General features: G+C 64.7%; 8 protein-coding genes and 1 pseudogene. 4 read left to right on the forward strand and 5 right to left on the reverse strand.

Annotation, left to right across the window (positions count from 1 at the left end; translation table 11 throughout):
* Nucleotides 1–27 precede the first annotated feature (27 nt).
* A complete protein-coding gene (locus IPM80_01095) occupies nt 28–2,472 on the forward strand; it encodes an MMPL family transporter (protein ID MBK8957040.1) in 2,445 nt (814 codons plus the stop codon).
* Nucleotides 2,473–2,566: 94 nt separating this feature from the next.
* Here IPM80_01095 and IPM80_01100 read toward each other — a convergent pair whose 3' ends face one another.
* Nucleotides 2,567–3,778, reverse strand: coding sequence for an FAD-dependent oxidoreductase (locus tag IPM80_01100; GenBank protein ID MBK8957041.1), 1,212 nt, complete (start codon nt 3,776–3,778; stop codon nt 2,567–2,569).
* A complete protein-coding gene (locus tag IPM80_01105; protein MBK8957042.1) occupies nt 3,775–4,320 on the reverse strand; it encodes an Rrf2 family transcriptional regulator in 546 nt (181 codons plus the stop codon). The genes IPM80_01100 and IPM80_01105 overlap by 4 nt, the downstream gene beginning before the upstream one ends.
* 187 nt (nt 4,321–4,507) lie before the next feature.
* On the opposite strand from IPM80_01105, the gene IPM80_01110 reads away from it, so the two are divergent.
* Nucleotides 4,508–5,038, forward strand: a complete 531-nt coding sequence (locus IPM80_01110) for a cupin domain-containing protein (protein ID MBK8957043.1) — start codon at nt 4,508–4,510, stop codon at nt 5,036–5,038.
* 112 nt (nt 5,039–5,150) lie between these two features.
* Here IPM80_01110 and IPM80_01115 read toward each other — a convergent pair whose 3' ends face one another.
* A complete protein-coding gene (locus tag IPM80_01115; protein ID MBK8957044.1) occupies nt 5,151–7,640 on the reverse strand; it encodes an MMPL family transporter in 2,490 nt (829 codons plus the stop codon).
* A 231-nt stretch (nt 7,641–7,871) separates the two neighbouring features.
* Nucleotides 7,872–8,720 carry a hypothetical protein gene (locus IPM80_01120; protein ID MBK8957045.1) on the reverse strand — a complete coding sequence of 283 codons (849 nt, stop codon included), beginning with the start codon at nt 8,718–8,720 and terminating at the stop codon, nt 7,872–7,874.
* 154 nt (nt 8,721–8,874) lie between these two features.
* Between IPM80_01120 and IPM80_01125 the strand changes: the two genes are divergently transcribed.
* Together IPM80_01125 and ettA are read left to right on the forward strand one after the other, a co-directional pair.
* A complete protein-coding gene (locus tag IPM80_01125) occupies nt 8,875–10,953 on the forward strand; it encodes a PQQ-dependent dehydrogenase, methanol/ethanol family (GenBank protein ID MBK8957046.1) in 2,079 nt (692 codons plus the stop codon).
* A 241-nt stretch (nt 10,954–11,194) separates the two neighbouring features.
* A pseudogene (gene ettA / locus IPM80_01130) lies at nt 11,195–12,882 on the forward strand (energy-dependent translational throttle protein EttA).
* Between the two features lie 111 nt (nt 12,883–12,993).
* Here the strand turns inward: ettA and IPM80_01135 are convergent.
* Nucleotides 12,994–14,547, reverse strand: coding sequence for an amino acid permease (locus IPM80_01135; GenBank protein MBK8957047.1), 1,554 nt, complete (start codon nt 14,545–14,547; stop codon nt 12,994–12,996).
* Nucleotides 14,548–14,606 lie beyond the last annotated feature (59 nt).

Raw genomic sequence — 14,606 nt, forward strand, 5'->3', positions numbered from 1 at the left:
TGTCGCAGAACTGCAGGAGATGAGTCTATGAGCTCGGTCGTGCCGCCACCGCCGCCACGCATCACACGTGGTCATGCAATCGCGAACTGGATGATGGACCGCAAGTGGTTCTCCTTCGCGATCATCATGATCCCCACCATCGTGCTGGCCATGTACATTCCCAAGATCGAGGTCTTCTCGCGGTTCGCCGACCTCCTGCCCGCCAAGCACGAATACATCGTCAATTACAACCGCATGAAGCAGACCTTCGGCGGCGCGAACGTGGTGACGATGGCGCTGGAGACCACCGATCCGGCGGCCGACGTGTTCACTTTTGACACACTCAAGAAGATCGTCCACATCACCGAGCAGGTCGACCTGATCGGCGGCGTGAACCACTACCAGGTGGCGTCCATCGCCCACCCCAAGATTCGCCGTATCCGCACCACCGCCGGCGGTCTCATCAAGTCCGAGCCGGTGCTGCCCAAGGACCTCCCGACCGAGGCCGAGGCCCTGAAACAGCTGCGTGAAGAATCGTTCAACAACGACATCGTGTACGGCACCTACCTGTCGACCGATGGCCGCGCCGCGCTGCTGGTGGCGGGTTTCGACGAAGAGCGTCTGAACTACGTCGACATCCACACCAAGCTGCAGGCTTTGAAAAAGGAAGTCGAAGCGGACGGCAAGACCCGGCTCTACATCGCCGGCGAGCCGATGCTGAAGGGCTGGATCTACTACTACTCCCACGAGCTGGTACGCATCTTCGCCGTCACCGGCATCGTCATGGTGTTGCTGCTGGCCTTCCACTTCGGTTCGGTGACGGGCGTGGTGGTGCCGACCCTGGGCACAGCGCTGTCGGCCATCTGGGGTCTGGGTTTCGTCGGCTTCATGCACTACAACCTCGACCCGCTGATCCTCGTCGTGCCGATCCTCATCTCGGCGCGAACCGCGTCGCACTGCGTGCAGATGATGGAGCGCTTCTACGATGAAATCCGCGTCGGCCGCGACAAGGAGAGCGCGGTGCGCATCGCCATGGGCGAGCTGATCCTGCCCGCCGGTCTCGGCATCCTGGCCGACGCCATGGCGCTGCTGGTGCTGGCCCTCTCGTCCATGCCGCTGATCGCCAAGCTCGGTTACTACTGCGCGTTCTGGGGTACCTCCAACCTCATCACGGTGGCGGTGCTGGTGCCGCTGATCATGTCGGTGCTGCCGACGCCCAAGGTCACGGTGCAGGAAGAGCACAAGCATCTGCCGTCGCGCATGATGCATGCCATGGGCGTGTTCCTGGTCGGTCCCAAGGCTTCGGCGGTGATCTTTGCCGGCGCCGTGGGCCTCACGGCGTGGTCGTTCTACTACGGCTGGCATGTCGACATCGGCGAAAAGCAGCCGGGCTCGCCGATCCTGTTCCCGGATCAGGAATACAACGTCGCGGCCAAGACCATTGCCGACCATTTCGCCGGCGCCAACCAGCTCAACATCTTCTTCGAGGGCGATGAGCCCCATAAGATGAAGGACCCGAAGGTGGTGGCGGTGATGGAGGAATTCGGCCGCTTCATGGCCAACACCTCCAACTTCGGCGGCACGCGCGACATCCCGCACCTGGTGCGCTCGATCAATCGCCTGTACCACTATGACGATCCGCGCTGGTCGCTGATCCCCGCCACCCAGAAGGACATCGGCAACACCTTGTTCATGTACGAGGCCGGTGCCGCGGTGCCGGGCGTGATTCTCGAGTACATGGACCTTGAAGGCCGCACCGCCAACTTCACGGTGTTCTACAAGGACGCGACCGGCAAGACCGTGTCGGAAGCCATCGCCAAGGCCAAGGAGTTCATCGCCGCCCATCCCATGGAAGGCGTGAAGCCGGCCTTTGCCGGCGGCATCATCGGCACCACGGCGGCGGCCAACGAAGAAACGGAGATCTCCGATCTGAAGATGACCATCACCATCATCACGCTGGTGACGGTCGCCATCATGATCGCCTACCAGTCGATCTTCGCTGGCGTGATGGTGTTCATCCTGTTGATCATCTGCGTGATGACCAACCGGGCGTTCATGACCATTCGCGACATCGGCCTCAACGTCAACACCTTGCCGGTGACCTCGGTGGGTATCGGCGTCGGTGTCGACTACGCGATTTACATGCTCGACCGCTTGAAGGAAGAAATGCGCCATCGCTCGTTGCTGGACGCCATCGTGACCTCGATGCGTACCACCGGCGCCGCGATCCTGTTCACCGCCATGACGGTGCTGGCCGGTATCATCTACTGGATTCCCGGCTCGTCCTTGCGTTTCAACAGCGAAATGGCCTTGCTCCTGTGCTTGCTGCTGACCAGCAACATGATCGGCGCCATCACGCTGATCCCGCTGTGGATCCGCGTGTTCAAGCCGAAGTTCGTGATGGACTCACACATCGACGAGGCCGACACCCTGCGCGACCGCGAACTGGGCGGCTGGCAGGCCGATGCGCTGGCCAAGACTTCGACGCACTGAGCGAAGTCTCAACGCCTGAAATGAAACGGCGCCCCGCGGGGCGCCGTTTTTTTTGCCTCGATTTTGACGAGGCGAAGGGCAGGGAGGCGCGAGCTCAGACCTCTGGCGGCCACGGCGCGTCGATGTCCGACGCCACCAGCAGGGCCGCGCGATCACCGGTAGGTGGATAAATCCACTGGGTGTTGACCATCTGCTTCAAGCCCTTCACCTCGGCCCCGACCTGCGCGACGCTGCGCTCCCAGCCGGTGGTGAACACCGCGCCGAAATCACCGAGGTCGAGGCAGGTGACGTAATCCGGTTGACGGTACTCGCGCACCGGCAGTCCCAGCAGTTCGCGGGCGGCGTTGTAGCCGGCGTGCTTGCCCATCGGCACCGCATGTTGGCAGGACATCAGCGCCACGTGGCTGTCATCGACCTGCGCACGCGCGATGTCGCCAGCCGCGAACACCTTGGGCGTGCCGCGTACGCGCAGTGCGCTGTCGACCACCACGCGTCCCTGGGCGTCATGCTCGGCGCCGATGCCGGCGGCGAGCGGATGGGCGCCAAGACCGGTGGTGATAATGGTGGTGGCGCAGGCGATGCGTTCACCGTTGCTCAAGGTCACGGCATCGGCCTCGATGGCGGTGACGCTGGTGGCGAGGCGCACGTCGACGTTGCAGGCCGCGAGCGCGGCTTCGATGTGCGGGCGCGGCTGGGCGCCGAGATCGGGGCCGATCGCGCTTTCGCGTTCGACGAGCACGATGCGCGCTGCCTTGGCTGCCGCTTCGTCACCCTTGCGGCGCAGGTGATGACGCAGCTCCGCCGCGATTTCGATGCCGGAGAAGCCGCCGCCGATGACCACGAAGGTGAGACGGGCGGGGCTATCGGGCCGGGCAAGTATGCGGTCGATGTGGGCCGACAGGGCCTCGGCGCCAGCGTAGGTGTCGATGTCGAGCGCGTGTTCGGTGGCGCCCGGCACCGGCAGGGCGCGCTGCACGCTGCCGGCCGCCAGCACCAGGCGGTCATAGGCCAGGCTGTAGGCGCCGCCGTTGGCGTCGCGCGCGTCGACCTTGCACGCGGTGGTGTCGATGCTGCTGACCTTGGCCAGGCACAATTCGATGCCGAGCGGCCCGAACAGCGGACGCAGCGGCGCGCGCATCGCGGGCGTGAAGGGTTCGTACAGGCGCGGTCGCACCGTCAGGTGGTCGTCGGGCGCGACCAGGGTGATCGATAGCGGGGTACCGGCGCTGTCCGCTTCGCGGGCCGCGACCAGCGCGGCCCACATGCCGGCGAAGCCGCCGCCGATGATGACGAGTTTCTGCATCACTTCTCTCCTTGGTTGATTCTGCGGGTGGCGGCGGCGCTCCTGGCGCGGCCGCTGCGGCGCGCGTCGAACCACGCGCTCACTTCGCGGGGAAACGCCTTGGGCGCCTTGGCATCGACCCGTGCGGCGAGGTCGGCAAGGGTGTGGGTGGCCAGCACTTTGCGCATTTCGCGCTCGGCCTCGACCATTACGGCGTGGATGCTGCACAGGCCGCGCTGAGCCCAGGCCGGCGGTTCGCCGCCGAACACCGCGCAGCTGCCGCGGATCTCGTTGCACTGGAACAAGGGCTTGTCGCCCTCCAGGGCCTCGACGACATTCAGTACGGAGATGTCGGCCGGCGCGCGCGCCAGGCGGTAGCCGCCGCCGGCGCCTTCCAGCGCCTCGACCAGGCCGGCGCGTTTGAGGGTGGCGAAGAGCTTGGCGACATAGGCCGGCGAGATGCCCTGGAACTCGGCCAGTTCCTGGCTGCTGGCGTGCACATCGGCCGCGCACAGCGGTAGCAGGCAGTGCAGGCCATATTCGACGCTGGTGCTGTAGAGGGCCATATATTTACTCGGACTATTTGAGTCCGAGTAAAACTAACACCATCGTGGTGCGGCTGTCACCCTGTAGGTGCGAATGAATTCGCACACAGATGCAAGGCGGATTGTGCGCTTCGTCTATTGCCAGGGCGAAGTGCGAATGAATTCGCACCTACAATGCCGTCCGGTATTCAGCACAGGAAACTCACCCATGCGACGCATCGTCACCGGCCACGACGCCCAAGGTAAATCCGTGTTCATCGCCGACGGCGAGGCGCCCAATCGCATCACCCTCGATGGCCGGCCGGGTTGGGAATTGAACACCTTGTGGTCGACCAAGGGCACGCCGGGCGTACCCGCCAGCGGCGACCCGTCTTTGCATCTCGACACCTATTTGCCGGCCACACCCGGCACGCGCTTCATCTTTGCCACCTGGCCGGGACGGCAGGACCAGGCGCGCAATGCCGACCCTGAGACCCTGCGCGCCGAGTACAACGCCAAGGTGCCGGGCATGGGCCACGCCCATGAAAAAGACAATCACGGCATGCACACCACCGACACCGTGGATTACGTCGTCATCCTGACGGGGGAGGTGTGGCTGGAGCTGGATGATGGCAAGGAAGTGCTGGTGAAGGCGGGTGACTGCGTGGTGCAGAACGGCACGCGCCATCGCTGGCACAACCGCTCCGATACGCCCTGCACCATGGCGGCGGTGATGCTGGGCGCCGAGCGGCGCAGCTGAGCAGGAGGATACGGTGACCCGTAGGTGCGAATTCATTCGCACATTCAAAGGCGAGCCAGTGCGCCGTCACGGAATGTGCGAATGAATTCGCACCTACAGTCGCAATCTCCGCTCAGGCCGCGGCCTTGTCCGACATCTTGAACGGTTTCCACATCAACAACAGCTTCGGCATCAAGGTCAGCGCGGCCAGGATGGCGATACCGTTGGCGATGGTGGTCAGAAGACCGAACAGGATGCTGGGCGTGAAGTTCGACAGCATCAGGATCGAGAAGCCCGCGCACACCACCAGCGTGGTGTAGAAACCGGCGCGCGCGATATTGCCATGGCAGTGGTACATGGTCGTGAGCCCATCGCCGAAATGATAGAACTCGAGGCGATAGCGGTACACGTAATGAATGCAGTCCTCGACCGCGATGCCCATGGTCAGCGCCGCGACCATGATGGTCATCATGTCGAGCGGGATGCCGGCCCAGCCCATGAAGCCCAGCACCGCGCCGGCCGCCACCATGTTCGGCACGATGCCGATGAAGGCCGCGCGGATGTTGCGGAACAGGAAACACAGCGTCAGGAACACGCCGAGCATGGCGCTGCCGATGGAGGCGATCTGCGAGCTGTACAGGCTCTGCAGCATGTTGTTGTAGAGCACCAACAGGCCGCTGACCTCGAACTGTTCGGGCTTGAGCTTGAGATCCGTTTGCAGACCTTGGTTGATTTTCTGCAGCAGCGCCTGGCGCCGCAGGTCGGGGGTTGAATCGAGGATGCGCAGCGAGATGCGCGCTTCGTCGGCATCGATGTTGATGTAGGGCGTCAAGAGCTCGTCGCGCAGGTTGGCCGGCAGGCGCTTGTAGATGACATTGAGCTCGAAGGGGTCGAACTCGCGGCCCTTGTTGAGATCCTCGGCGACGCGCACGATGGAGGCCAGCGACTGGACCGTACCCACGCCCGGGATGCCGGCCACGTAGTCGTGCACCTTCTTGATGCGCTCTATCTTGTCGGCGGTGAACCAGGTGTCGGATTTCTGTCCGGGCTCGTCACCGAACATCTCGGCATCGAGGTCAGTGCTGCCGGTGCCGGTCTTGACCTCGGTCGACGGAAATTTCAGCACCACTTCCAGCGGCGTGGTGCCGCCCAGGGTTTCATCGACGCGCTTCAAGCCCTGGTAGATCTCGGTGTGCTTGCGGAAGTAGTTGATGAAGCTGTTCTCGACTTCGAGTTTCGAGACGCCGATGGCGCTCATCACCACGATCAGCACCGTCACCGTCATCACACCGAAGCCGTGCTTGTCGGTGACGCGCGCCAGCAACACCGTGAAGCCCGACTGTCCGTCGTCATTCACGCGCGGCTCGCGGTTGGGCAACAGGATCATGAGTGCGGGTATGAGGGTGAACACCACGAAATACACCAGCACCAGCGACAGGCTCATCATCGCGCCGAAATCGGCGATCGGACGGATGTCGGACGACAGCAGCGAGCCGAAGCCGATGATGGAAGTCAGCGAGGTGTACATGCAGGGGCTGGCCATGTCGCGGCACACCTGGCGCACGCGATTGCGATGCGTGAGTTCGGGCCGTTCGCGATACAGCTCGCGATAGCGCACGATGAGGTGGATGTTGATGGAAATGGCGAGGATCAGGGTCAGGGCCAGGAAGTTGGATGAAATGACCGTCAGCTTCCAGCCCACCAGGCCCAGCATGCCGAGGATGCCGACGGTGATGAAGGTGCAATTAAAGACCGGGATCAGCACCCAGCGTAATTCGCGGAAGATGTAGCCGAGCATGCCGATGGCTAGCAGGAACGACGCCGTGCCGAATACCACGATGTCGTTGCGCACGTAGCCGATCATGTCATCGGCAATCATGGCCACGCCGCCGAGGTGCAGTTCCGCAGCGTCGCCGTGGGTGCGCATGATCTCGCGCAGGCGCTCGACGGTGTCGTGGTTGCTGGCGTCGACCGCGTCCTTCTGCTTCTGGTAGCGCGGCTCGATGTCGGCCAGGCGCGCCAGTTCCTCAGCCGAGGCATGGCCCTGGGCACGGCGATACAGCAGCTCGCCGCGCTCGTATTGCAGGTCGGCGAAGTTGTCCGGCGGCGGCTTCAGCGTGATGCGGATGGCGGTGGTCTTGCCGTCGGCGCTGACCACCATGTTGCGATAGAGCGGGCTGTGGGTCAGCTCGTCCATGGCCTTGTCGACGTTCAGATCGGGCGCGTCGACGGTGCGGTAATTGGACACCACCTTCGACAGGCCGCCCACCACGTTCTTGACCAGCGGCACGTCGAGCACCGTGGTCACCGACTCGACCGTCGGCAGCGCTTTCAATTCGCTGCGCAGTGAGCGAATGAGGTCGAGGCTGGCCTTGGACAGCAGCGCGTCCTTGGGCGTGACGGTCATGAAGAGGAAATCGCGTGCTTTGTAGCGCTTGGCGAGATCGCGGAACTGTTTCAGATCCGGGTCGCTTTCCAGCAGCAGCGAATCGGCCGAGGCGTCGAGACGGAATTTCGGCACGCCGGTGGCAACCGCGCCGAGCAGGGTCAGCAACAGCAGCAAGGCCAGCAGCGGTCGCTCGATGACCAGGCCCTCGTAGAAATTCTGGAACAGGCGCTTCATGGCCGGCGGGCGCGTGCGCGAAGGTCGAAGGTGGGCATCAAGGGTAGTCGACGGTAATCAGCTGATTGATGGACGAAAGCGCCACGCGGCCGCGCACGGCGGCGCAATGATAGCACCGCCGTCCGCCGCTGCGGGGCGTCGGGCGGCGCTCGGCAAAGGTCGCCCTGGGGCGCCCGCGGGCGGCAGCGCGGAGGGGTGGCACGGACGTGTCGCGCCCTGGCCGGCAGGCGGTCAGGATGTCGTTTGCATGGCGCGTTTCAACAGCGCGTCCAGCCCCGGATACTCGCGGCGTCGCAGCACCGTGCGCACCGCGCAGTCGCTGAGTTTCTCGTTGCGCGCGAGGCAACGCTGTGCCGCGGCGCTGTCGGTCACGCGCGTGCCGGCCACGATGTCGATGCCGCGCGCGAATACCGCGTCGGGAAAAAAGCCGACGGTCGGGCCGACCAGGGCCACCTCGTCGGCGCCGGCGCAATATTCGAGCATGCCGTCGAAGCTGTCGTTGAGCAGGGTCGCGCCGGTGCAGATGATCTTGTTGCAGCCTTCCAGTACGCGCGGGTCGAGCGAGATCTCGAAGTTGTCCGCCACCATCACCATGTGCGCCTTGCGTTCGACGATGCGGGTCGGAATGCCGAGTTCGCGCGCGCGCCGCGCCAGCGGCGGGAAGTTGCCGATCATGCCGAGCCGGTCGCCGGCTTCGAACGCGAGGCCGCCGAAGGAGTCGGTGGCGAGCGACGGTGAGAAGGCGGCGCGCCGGTACACGAACTCGGTGATGGCGTTGATGGCGGCGATGCCGACCGAGCGGCTGCCGTCGTCGTCGCCGAGCACGTGGCGCGCGAGTTCCAGCGCCGGCCGACCCACCAGGCTGTCGACCAGGAAGCGCGCCGGCATGTCGGCCTGGCTGTCTCCCAACCAGGCGTAGTAGAGGCCGGCGCAGCCGTCGGCCAGCGCCAGCAGGCCGAATTCGGCGTCCTTGTCCGGCGCCGGATGCGGATCGGTGATGAGGGCGCTGGCGACCGGCGGCACGGGCAGCGCGGCGGCGGCGCGCGTGGCGAGGTCATAAAGTTCGGTGCGGATGTTCATGGGCGGTGGTCGGGTCGTGCCTATCGAAAGTGTGATGGCTGCGCTTTGTCGCGGCACCCTATATTAGGGCCGCGTTGCGTCGCTGCAATCGCTGCCCGGCGCGCGCTCGAAATCGAACAATAGTCGTCAAGACAGCTTTAAGGGGAGATGTGCAATGGCCTGGACTCACCGGGTATGGAGCGCCGTCGTGCTGGCCGCCGCGCTGAATGCGCAGGCCGGCGAGAGCGTGGTGGATGACAAGCTGCTGAGCGTGGATGGTGATGGCAGCAACTGGCCCGCCTATGGGCGCAATTTTTCCGAACAGCGCTACAGCCCGCTCGATCAGGTCAACAGCGACACGGTCAAGCGCCTCGGCGTGGAGTGGACACTGGATCTGCCCAACGACCGCTCATTGATTGCGACGCCGCTGGTGGTCGACGGCGTACTGTATTTCACCGGCTCGTTCAGCGTCGCGCGCGCGGTCGATGCCAGGACCGGCAAGCTGTTGTGGGAGTACGATCCGAAGTCCATCGAGCATGCCGGCGATCGGCTGCGCATCATGTGGGATTCCAATCGCGGCCCGGCCTTCTACAAGGGCAAGCTCATCATCTCCACCATCGACGGCCGCCTGGTGGCGCTCGACGCCAAGACCGGCAAGATGCTGTGGGAGACCATGACCATCGATCCGCGTCGCGCTTACTACATCACCGGCGCGCCCAAGGTCTTCAAGGACAAGGTCATCATCGGCAACGGCGGTACCGAGCACGGCGCGGCGCGCGGTTACGTCACCGCCTACGACGTCGAAACCGGCAAGCAGGCCTGGCGTTTCTGGATCGTGCCGGGTAATCCCGCCGACGGCTTCGAGAACAAGGCCATGGAAATGGCGGCCAAGACCTGGACCGGCGAATGGTGGAAGCATGGCGGCGGCGGCAACACCTGGAACGGCATCACTTACGACCCGGATTTCAACACCGTCTACCTCGGCACCGGTAACGGCTCGCCGTGGAACCAGAAAATCCGCAGCCCCGGCGGTGGCGACAACCTGTTCCTGTGTTCGATCGTTGCGCTCGATGCCGACACCGGCGAGTACAAGTGGCATTACCAGACCAATCCCGGCGAAACCTGGGATTACAACTCCAACATGGACATCACGCTGGCCGATCTGAAATACGGCGGACAGACCGTCAAGGCGCTGATGCACGCGCCGAAGAACGGCTTCTTCTACGTCATCAATCGCGCCAACGGTGAGCTGCTGTCGGCCGAGAAGATCGGCAAGGTGACCTGGGCCGAACGCATCGATCTGAAGACCGGCCGGCCGGTGGAAGTGAAGGGCGCGCGCTACGAGGACGGCGAAGAGAAGGTATGGCCGAGCCCGTTCGGCGCGCACAGCTGGCACGCGATGTCCTACAACCCCAACACCGGCCTGGTCTACATTCCCACCATCGAGATGCCGGGCGTGTTCAACGACAAGAGCATCGATCTCAAGAACTGGCAGTCGCCGCATTTTGCCGCCTCGACCGGCGTCAAGTTCGGCGACGAGGACGCACCGGGCGATTACGGCACCGCCTTCCTGCAGGCCTGGGACCCGATCAAGCAGAAGCAGGTGTGGAAGCAGCCCTCGCCGCCGCAGTGGAACGCCGGCACCATGACCACCAAGGGCAACCTGGTGTTCGAAGGCTTCGCCGATGGCAGCTTCAACGCCTTTAATGCCACCACCGGCGAAAAGCTGTGGTCGGTGAATGTCGGCGTGGGCGTGTCGGCGCCGCCGGTGACCTATGCCATCGACGGCAAGCAGTACGTGTCGCTGCTGGCCGGTTGGGGCGGCGCCGGCCTCATCTCTGGCACCCTGGCGGCCCAGCATGGCTGGAAGTACAAGGTCCATCCGCGGCGGCTGCTGACCTTCGCGCTCGACGGCAAGCTGGCGATGCCGAGCTCGCCGCCGCCGGTCAATGCCAAGCCCATGGACGTGCCGGACTTCAAAGTGGACGCGGCGCTCGCGGAGGCGGGCAAGGAACTCTATTCGCACTCCTGCTTCCTGTGTCACGGCGGCGGCGCGGTGTCCGGCGGCTATGCGCCGGATCTGCGCGAGTCGCCGATCGCGGCCTCGCGCGAGGCCTTCAAGCAGGTGGTGGTGGACGGCGTGCGCGTGCCGCAGGGCATGCCGAAGTTCGCCGATTTCGGCGACAAGGAAATCGACAGCCTCATGCACTACGTGCGCGCCATGGCACGCAAGGCGGTCACCGCCAGTCAATGAGCGTGACAGGTCGGGCGTGTCGGCCCCGCTCGACACGCCACCGGCCCTGCCTCCGGGGTGACACGGCCGTGAAACCCATTATCATTGGCGCCGCGCGCGCCAAGCTCTCGGTGCCCGCCGTTCCAATGTGCGAATGAATTCGCACCTACAGTAGAAGGCGGCTGGGGCGCCCATCGTGTAGGTGCGAATTCATTCGCACATTCAATGCCCCTTCGAACTCTCACAGGAACAGCACACGCCCATGGCACAGTACGTATTCCAGATGCACCGGGTCGGCAAGGTCGTGCCGCCCAAGCGCCACATCCTGCGCGACATCTCCCTGTCCTTCTTCCCCGGCGCCAAGATCGGCGTGCTCGGTCTCAATGGTTCGGGCAAATCGACCCTGTTGCGCATCATGGCCGGCGTCGACAAGGACATTGAAGGCGAAGCGACGCCGCTCAAGGGCTTGAAGATCGGCTACCTGCCGCAGGAACCCAATCTCGATGCGGCCAAGACCGTGCGCGGCAACGTCGAGGAGGGCTTGGGCGACACCATCAAGCTGCTCGAGCGCTTCAACGAAGTGAGCATGAAGTTCGCCGAGCCCATGAGCGACGACGAAATGAACGCGCTGTTGGAAGAGCAGGGCGAACTGCAGAACAAGATTGACGCCGTCGGTGGCTGGGAAGTCGAGCGCAAGCTCGAAATCGCCGGCGACGCGCTGCGCCTGCCGCCATGGGACGCCGACGTCACCAAGCTGTCGGGCGGTGAGCGGCGGCGCGTGGCGCTGTGCCGCCTGCTGTTGTCCGAGCCCGAGATGCTGTTGCTCGACGAGCCCACCAACCATCTCGACGCCGAGTCGGTGGCGTGGCTGGAACGTTACCTCGAAAGCTACGCCGGCACGGTGGTGGCGGTGACCCACGATCGCTACTTCCTCGACAACGTCGCGGGCTGGATCCTGGAACTCGATCGCGGCCACGGCATTCCCTGGGAAGGCAATTACTCCTCGTGGCTGGAGCAGAAGGAGGCGCGCCTCAAGCAGGAAGAACGCGAACAGGCCGCGCACAAGAAGACCATCGCCGCGGAACTGGAATGGGTGCGCAGCAACGCCAAGGGCCGCCAGGCCAAGAGTCGCGCGCGCCTCGCGCGTTTCGAGGAACTACAGTCCAAGGAATTCCAGGCCCGCAACGAAACCAACGAGATCTACATCCCGCCGGGCCCGCGTCTCGGTGACGTGGTCATCGAAGCGACGGATCTCAAGAAGTCCTTCGGCGATCGGCTGCTGTTCGAAGGCCTGTCGTTCAACCTGCCGCCGGGCGGCATCGTCGGCGTGATCGGCGCCAACGGCGCCGGCAAGTCGACCTTGTTCAAGATGATGACGGGCCAGGAGCACCCGACGCCGGCAGCATCCGCATCGGCGACACGGTCAAGTTCGCCTACGTCGACCAGAGCCGCGACACGCTCAACGACAAGAACACCGTGTGGCAGGAGATCTCGGGCGGCCAGGACATCCTGCGTATCGAGGACTACGAAGTGCAGTCACGCTCCTACTGCGGACGCTTCAACTTCAAGGGCGGCGACCAGCAGAAACACATCGGGCAATTGTCCGGCGGTGAGCGCAATCGCGTGCACCTGGCCAAGACCTTGTTGTCCGGCGGCAACGTGCTGCTGCTCGACGAACCGACCAACGATCTCGACATCGAGACCCTGCGCGCGCTGGAAGAGGCCCTGCTGAGCTTCCCCGGCTGCGCGGTGGTGATCTCCCACGATCGCTGGTTCCTCGACCGCATCGCCACCCACATCATGGCCTTCGAAGGCGATTCACACGTGGAGTGGTTCCCGGGCAATTACGCCGACTACGAAGCCGATCGTCGCCGCCGTCTGGGTGACGACGCCGATAAGCCGCATCGCATCAAGTTCAAGCCGGTGACGCCGCTGAACGGCACGCTGTAGGTGCGACTTCAGTCGCAAAAGCACACTTGGGTCAGACCTGGAAACGCCGGACTTCGGCCTTCATGTGCGCCGGCTTCAGTCGGACCTACGGCGGGCCGCGCGGTGGCGCGTCTACGCATCCTTGCCGCCCGGCGTGTGCACGCCGGGCAGCGGCGGCACCGGCTGCGGCGGCGTTTCGGCATCATCCTCGTGCACGTCGATGATGCCGCGGCCGGCGAAGCTGTGGCTGCGGCTGTAGAAGAAATACACGAACAATCCCACCACGCCCCACGCCACGAACATCATCTGGGTGTCGTAACCGAGAGAGAAGAACAGGTACACGCAGCCGACGATGGCGAGCGGCGCGGTTACCTTGATGGCGGGTGTGCGGAACGGGCGATGACGATGCGGGTCGGTGCGGCGCAGGACCAGCACCGCGATCGACACGGCGGCGAACGCGAACAAGGTGCCGCTGTTGGACACGTCGGCCAGCTTGCCGACCGGAAAGAAGCCGGCGAACAGCGCGACGAACACGCCGGTCAGCACCGTGATGACGTGCGGCGTGTGGTAGCGCGGGTGCACGGCCGAGAACATCTGCGGCAACAGGCCGTCGCGGCTCATGACGAAGAAAATGCGGGTCTGGCCGAACATCATCATGAGGATCACCGAGGGCAGGGCAAGGCCGGCGGCGAGGCCGATGAGATTGCCGACCTGCGGCCAGCCGATGCTGCGCAAGGTCCAGGCCAGCGCTTCCTTGGAACACACCACCGCGTTGTCGCCGAGCGCCGCGCACTGGTGCGCGAGGGCGATGCTGCCCGGTGACAGCACTTCGCCCTCGGGGCCGGCCACCGGCTGCGCGCCGACGCTGCCGATCACGCCCACCGCCACCAGCAGGTAGAACACCGTGCAGATGGCCAGCGAGCCGATGAGCCCGATGGGCATGTTGCGCTGAGGGTGCTCGGTTTCCTCGGCCGCGGTCGATACCGCGTCGAAGCCGACGTAGGCGAAGAAGATCGAGGCCGCCGCCGCCGAGATGCCGCCGAAGCCGAGCGGCGCGAACGGCGTGAAATGATCCATGTGCACGACTGGGATGGCGAGCGCGATGAACACCGCGAGCGCGGTGACCTTGACGCCCACCAGCACCGCGTTGACCGCCGCGCTTTCGCGCGTGCCTATGACCAGCAGCCAGGTGACGAGGCCGGCGATGCCCATGGCCGGCAGGTTGATCAGGCCGCCATCGTAGGGACCGCGCACCAGCGCCTGTGGAATGTCGATATGCAAGGCATTCTGCACGAGGCCGACCACATAGCCTGACCAGCCCACCGACACCGCGCCGGCCGCCACCGCGTATTCGAGGATCAGCGCCCAGCCCACCATCCAGGCGATGAGCTCGCCCATTACCGCGTAGCTGTAGGTGTAGGCTGAGCCCGACACCGGCACCATGGCCGCCATCTCGGCGTAGCACAGGGCCGCCACCGCGCACACCACGCCGGCGATGACGAAGCTCGCCATCATGCCGGGGCCGGCCTTCTGCGCGGCCTCGGCGGTCAACACGAAGATGCCCGTGCCGATCACCGCGCCGATACCGAGCATGGTCAATTGAAAGGCGCCGAGTGAGCGATGCAGGGCTTTCCTTTCCGCCGTCGCGAGGATGGCGTCGAGGGATTTCACGCGGCCGAAGATCATCACTGCTGCCTTCCGGTGTTGGGGCGCGGCATGGCCGCACGGGTTGTGGGATTAACCGT

It is taken from the genome of Pseudomonadota bacterium, from assembly GCA_016719885.1.
In the GTDB taxonomy this organism is placed as follows: domain Bacteria; phylum Pseudomonadota; class Gammaproteobacteria.